Below are 4,138 nucleotides of genomic sequence, written 5' to 3'. Positions count from 1 at the left end.
GGCCGGACGGATAGTCGAAGCTGTGCGACAGCTGGACCTTGTCCTCGCAGACCGGCCCGGCGTCGCGCAGGAACGGCCGTCGCCGTGCGTAGATCGGTTTGACGGCGTTCACCGCAGCGGCGACGTCGGGACGCATGGCGATCAGGAGATGTGCGAGCGCGGGATAGCGCTCCGGGGTCAGCGGTAGTCCGATCGGCGCGGCATAATCGCGCATGATTGCAGCGGTCCCCTCGTCGACGTCCGCCGTCGCCATCTTCCAGCGTGTACTATCGATCGGGGGCCGGCCATCACGGAACGTGGCGCGATCTCGTGCTTCGAGTGGCGACCCAGGCGTGGGTGGCGCAGGCAGGAACCGGCGCAGGTCGACGCCGGTGCCGGTAAGATAGCGTTCGGGCGGATTGGCGGAGACAGTTGCTGCCGTGGCACCGACCAACGCCAGCAGTGCGAATGCGGAACGCCTCATGACAGGAAAAACTGACGCTTAAAGGCGAACATGTCCTTCAACAGGCAATATTCCGGATTGCCGAGCGTAATGATCGGCGTGCGGCGTGCGATGATCGCTTTCCAGGCCGCCAGCGACCGGCGCCACGCATCATCCTCTTGCGGCGTCAACGGGGCGACCTGATAGCCGAGCGTGATGTGGAAACGATAAGTGTCATGACCGGGTTCGCGAATGCCGGTCACTTCGGACAATCGATCGCGCAGCCGACGCAACCTCCTCTCCATTGCCTCGTCGGCCGGCAGCAGCCGCACCGTCAGCGGGGTTTCGCTAGCGGGTGGCGGCTCCATGTTCACACGCATCCGGTACGGCCCCGCCTCGTCGCCGAGACGGAATGCGCGCAGCCGGTCGCCGAGGATGCGGTCGCAGTCCTCCATCGGCATGTCGAGCGGCAGACCCGCTGGCCAGAAGGGATAGCGGCGGGCCTTGTCATTCGCGGTGCCGAAAATCGTCATGTGATAGCTCGACGGCGGCAAGGCGGTCACCTTGCGCGCCCATGGCTCGCCCGGCAGTGCGCGATAGACGTCGAGCAGGCCGTCGAACGTCTCCGACCCCACGCCCTGTTGGGGGACGTGGCAGATGATCGTATTACCCGCGAACGGCAGCACCCGGCCATCGGCAGCGAACTTCCGGCCGACGTCCGGTGGCAGCCGGTCGGCTGCCAGCCCTCGAGTGGCGGCGAGACCCGCCAGCGCCAGTCCGCTCCCCTTCAACATCATTCTCCGCGTCGTCATAGCTTCACCTTGGCGCCCACCAGGATCTGCCGCGGCAGCTTCCAGGTCGATTGCAACAATTCCTGATCCCGGCCGTAGCGTTGCTCGATCCCCTGCCTAGTCAGGTTCAGCGCGTCGAAGCTGACCGTGAACCCAGGCGTAACGTCATAGGAAAGCTGGAGGTCGACATTGTTCGTCGGCTGCTGGAACCGGTTGGCGTAGAAGCCGGATGGCGTGAAATTGGGGAAGCGATCGTCCCACAACCGGCTGAGGTGATTCCAGGCCAGACGGCCGTGTGCGGCCCCCTTGTCGTAGGACAATGCCGCGTTGAAAATCCGCGCTGGCTGATTGGGCAGATTATTGAAGACCCGCACCGACTGGTCAGACAGGGTGATCGGGAAATAGGCGCGCCCGAACGAGGCGTTGCCGCTCACCGCGAACCCATCAAGCGGGGCGGGAAGGAAGCTGAGATCGTAGGAAGCGCCGAACTCGATACCGTAAGCCCGCACCGTGCGATCAGTATTCCGCGCCTGTGTCACCAGCACAGGCACGCCTACGCCGGGCAACGTTTCTAACGTGCCGAAGGTAAAAATATCGTCCTTGATCCACTTGTAATAGGCGGCGACGCTGATGATTCCGCGCCCGTTGTCGATGTACCAGTCATGGCCGACGTCGAGATTGGTCGCGCGGCGCGGCTTCAGGTCCGGGTTGCCGGTCGTAAGAGACGGGGGATTGCTAATCGTGTTGAGCACGCCACCGCGCAGAGACGAAGCACCGAAGCTCGGGCGACTGACTGTCATGCTGGCGCCAAGGCGTAGCTTGCTGGCGTCGCTGGTGTCGAGGATCGCCGAGATCGACGGCATGATATTGGTATAGCTGTTGCCTGCAGATACGGGCCTGTAGACGCCATTGGTAGCTTGGGTGCTGCTCGATCCGGCGTTGGTATGCTCGATCCGAACGCCGCCCGCGACGAACAGCGCGTCACTGCGATACTGCGCTTGCAAGAACCCCGCCGCCACGTCCTCGCGGGTGCGGTAGGTGCCACCGGCCTGCGCGGCGGTGTCGATGGTCGCGGTCGCGCCGGAGCGAGCGGCAGCGAACAAGGCGTCGACCTTGCCTGGGTCAATGGTCGGGATCGGCGTGTCGCAGACGAAGCCACAGAGCGTGCCACTGGCGGCGCTCGCCAGCGTGTAGGATAGACCGGTATAGTTGGTGCGAGCGAGGCTCACCCCCTGGCGAATGACGGTGAAGCGCGCGCCTGCGACCGCGCCGAAGCCGCGATCCTCGGATCGGGCGTTGTAGCCGAGGTTAGCCTGCAGGTCGTAGCGATCCTCTTTCAGCCGGTAGCGCTCGTCGCGGTGAAGATTGGCCGGGTATAGCGCCAGGTTACCGGCAGCCGTCGCGTTGACCGGCGTGAACAGTGGCACGTTGCCGCTGGTGTCAGAGGCATATTGCAGACGGGTCTGGGCAAAGGCGTCGACCGTCTGCGGGTTGTCGACACGGCTGTGCGACCAGCTCGCGCCGACATCGCTGCGCCAGCCATTGCCAAGGTCGCCCTCGGCGCGGCTGTAGACGCCGTACACGTTGCGCTGCCAGCGATAGCGACCCAGCTGCGCAGTCTGCGTGACGTTGGACAACGTCCCACTCGTCGCGGTCTGGTTGGCGACGGTGGCGGAGGACTGGACCGCCGCGTTCAGGTCGTTGCGGAACGAGCGCTCGCTCTGGTCGAAATAATAGGTGCTGACGAAGGCGGAGACTGCATCGTTCGGCTTCCAGTCGAAGCGCCCCTGAAGGCCCAACCGTTCCCGCTCGTTCTGGTAGTTATAGTAGAGCCGCTGCGACGGCACAGCATAGCCGGTCCCACCGTATGGCGTGGTTAGCGTTCCGGCGGCCGTGTACCAGTTGCGCGTACCGCCGGTTTCAACCTGGGGCACGTTGATCTGCCGCTTCCAATAGGTCGCTGACAGATACAGGCCGAACTGACGATCCGGGCCAAACTGCGTCGCCCCAGCGATTTCGGCCTGGCCGCCAAAGTGGTTGCCGCCGTTGCCCTTGCTGTCGAGTGCGGCACCGCCCTTGACCGAGGCGGTCAGCGTGGCGCGCTTAAAGTCGAAGGCGCTTGCCGTCGCGAAGTTGGTCAGGCCGCCGATGAAATTGGCATCGTTGGACGGCAGCGCCGATTTTACGACGTCGATATGGGAGGCAAGGTTCGATGGCAGCACTTCCATCGAGATCTGCCGGCCCCCGGCCGAACTTTGGCCGAGGTTGATGTCGGTCGAGGCAAGGCTGAAACCGTCGATAAGCAGATCGTTATAGGTCTGGTTGAATCCACGTACGATCACGAACCGCGGTTCGCCCTGATACAACAGCGTGTTGACGCCGGTCACGCGCTTCAGAGCATCGCCCGCATTAAAGTCGGGGAGTTGCCCGATCTCACTCGCCGACACGGTGTCGATGATCTGGTCGGAGGCTCGTTTGATCCGCACCGCCTTCTGGTTGGAAGCGCGCGTGCCGGTCACGACGATGTCGGCACCGTCAGTCGCGTCGGCAGGTTGGGTGGCCGAAACCTCCTGCGCGAGAGCCGTCAGCGGCGATGTCAGAACGAGAGTCGAGCCGAGCAGCAGCGCCCGGCGATAAGCGCGAATCATGGTCCCCTCCTATGTTTGGAAAGAGACTAACTTATTGTACGTTACCATTACAAGAGTGTGACTGCCGGCGGGCTGTGAGCAGCTTCTCCATCTGGCTAAGCTTGTCGCCATGATGGCACTGCGATGGAAATTGGTGGGGCATTCTCGATTGGGAAGGTCGAACGGGACAAAACGAGCGGAGCGGCCTTTCCTATGCCTATAGGGGGCAGTTTTCCCGAAATCTGTTCCCATTTGCTCTTTCCCGAAAATGTCCCGGAGAGACGGAGAAATGGGACTGC

The 4,138-nt window shown here is 63.3% G+C and carries 2 protein-coding genes and 1 pseudogene; all 3 read right to left on the bottom strand.

Annotated elements, in window-relative coordinates; translation table 11 throughout:
- Positions 1–463: pseudogene (locus tag QZ500_RS05910) on the bottom strand (hypothetical protein); the annotation flags it as partial.
- Positions 460–1,218 (bottom strand): DUF1868 domain-containing protein, encoded by a 759-nt coding sequence (locus QZ500_RS05905; RefSeq protein WP_295852131.1) that lies wholly within the window; start codon positions 1,216–1,218, stop codon positions 460–462. The pseudogene QZ500_RS05910 and the gene QZ500_RS05905, both read right to left, overlap by 4 nt.
- 11 nt (positions 1,219–1,229) lie before the next feature.
- Complete coding sequence (locus tag QZ500_RS05900; protein ID WP_295852129.1) at positions 1,230–3,860, bottom strand: TonB-dependent receptor; 2,631 nt, start codon at positions 3,858–3,860, stop codon at positions 1,230–1,232.
- Between the last annotated feature and the right edge of the window lie 278 nt (positions 3,861–4,138).

Source organism: uncultured Xylophilus sp., assembly GCA_913776965.1.
Taxonomy (GTDB): Bacteria; Pseudomonadota; Gammaproteobacteria; order Burkholderiales; family Burkholderiaceae_C; genus Xylophilus.
This window is presented reverse-complemented; position numbering and strand designations above follow the sequence as displayed.

Bases quoted from the DNA above. Each gene is read 5' to 3' on its own strand.
- QZ500_RS05905 (WP_295852131.1), bottom strand. From the start codon at position 1,218: ATGATGTTGAAGGGGAGCGGACTGGCGCTGGCGGGTCTCGCCGCCACT.
- QZ500_RS05900 (WP_295852129.1), bottom strand. From the start codon at position 3,860: ATGATTCGCGCTTATCGCCGGGCGCTGCTGCTCGGCTCGACTCTCGTT.